We start from the raw sequence: 1,444 nt of genomic DNA, 5'->3' as shown, positions 1-1,444 counted from the left end.
CAATAGCACCGTCACGGTTTTCGACGACGATCAAGGTACGCGATTGTGAAAAAAATTCGCGCACGGTTTCTAGACCGAAATCCTCAGCGATAACCCGCACCTTATTCGGGTAGGCGTCATCAACAAAACGGTTCAGGTTTTCCGACCGTGCCTGACTCACGGCGCTCGGAACCGCAGAGGTGGTCTTCTCAAAAGGGCGCGATTCAAAATTTTGCTGCACCGAACTACATGAGGAGACCACCATGCCACTTGCTGCGATAACAGCTGTTACCGCACACCGGAGGTTATGCCGTGGCATCAAGTGGGTTCTTGACCCAGCTCATCAGATCACGGAGCTTCGCACCAGTGGTTTCAATCTGGTGCTCATTGGTTTCTTTGCGCAGCCCCTCGAGCTCCTTGTTGCCGTTTTCGACATTATCGATCAGACGCTTGGTGAAGGTGCCGTCCTGGATATCGCTCAGGATGTTCTTCATGCGCTGCTTGGTCTCATCGTTAATCACGCGTGGTCCGGAGAGATAGCCACCAAACTCAGCGGTGTCAGACACCGAGTAGTTCATGTTGGTCAATCCGCCCTCGAAAAGTAGATCCACGATCAGCTTTAACTCGTGCAGGCACTCGAAATATGCCATTTCTGGCTCATAACCAGCCTCAACCAAAACCTCAAAACCAGTCTTGACTAGCTGCTCAGTGCCGCCGCACAGGACTGCTTGCTCACCGAAGAGGTCGGTGACGGTCTCGGCTTCAAAGGTGGTTGGAATAACGCCGGCGCGGGCACCACCAATAGCCGAAGCGTAGGACAGGCACAGGTCGTGGCCTTCCTTCTTCGGATCCTGCTCGATGGCGATCAGACAAGGAACGCCCTTGCCATCGGCAAACTGACGACGCACCAGGTGGCCTGGACCCTTCGGTGCGACCATACCAATGGTGATGTTCTCGGCCGGCTCGATCAGCTTGAAGTGAATGTTCAAACCGTGGCCGAAGAGCACGGCATCGCCATCTTTGAGGTTAGGGGCGATTTCGTTGTTATAAAGATCTTTCTGCGCGGTATCGGGCGCCAGCAGCATGATGACGTCTGCCCACTCGGAAGCCTCAGCGTTCGACTTGACTTCGAAACCAGCTTCCTCTGCCTTCGCACGGGACTTGGAGTTTTCCCGTAGGCCGATAACGACCTCAACACCGGAATCACGCAGGTTCTGTGCGTGTGCGTGACCCTGAGAGCCGTAGCCGATGATGGCTACCTTACGACCCTGAATGATCGACAGGTCTGCGTCGTCCTCGTAAAAAGTTTCAATAGCCATGAAGGATCCTTTCTGATGGATTTATGTAGATTCGATATTAACCAAAAACCTAACGCGACCTCAATGTATCACATTATGGGACGCACCGGTCACTCTATGAGATTTTGCCGCGACGCAGTCACCCGGCTGTCTTGCCGCTAATGAGC

1 protein-coding gene and 1 pseudogene are annotated in these 1,444 nt (G+C 53.7%); both read right to left on the bottom strand.

The features are described from left to right. Positions 1-220: pseudogene (locus RCH87_RS09935) on the bottom strand (hypothetical protein); the annotation flags it as partial. A gap of 64 nt (positions 221-284) precedes the next feature. After that, positions 285-1,298: a ketol-acid reductoisomerase gene (gene ilvC, locus RCH87_RS09930; protein ID WP_306516543.1), complete on the bottom strand. Its 1,014-nt coding sequence runs from the start codon at positions 1,296-1,298 to the stop codon at positions 285-287. Positions 1,299-1,444 lie beyond the last annotated feature (146 nt).

Origin of the sequence: Corynebacterium sp. (genome assembly GCF_030826625.1) — a bacterium.
In the GTDB taxonomy this organism is placed as follows: Bacteria; Actinomycetota; Actinomycetes; order Mycobacteriales; family Mycobacteriaceae; genus Corynebacterium.
The sequence above is the reverse complement of the archived record's forward strand: the minus strand, read 5'-3'. Positions and strand labels throughout refer to the sequence as shown.

Bases quoted from the DNA above. Each gene is read 5' to 3' on its own strand.
- ilvC (WP_306516543.1), bottom strand. From the start codon at position 1,298: ATGGCTATTGAAACTTTTTACGAGGACGACGCAGACCTGTCGATCATT.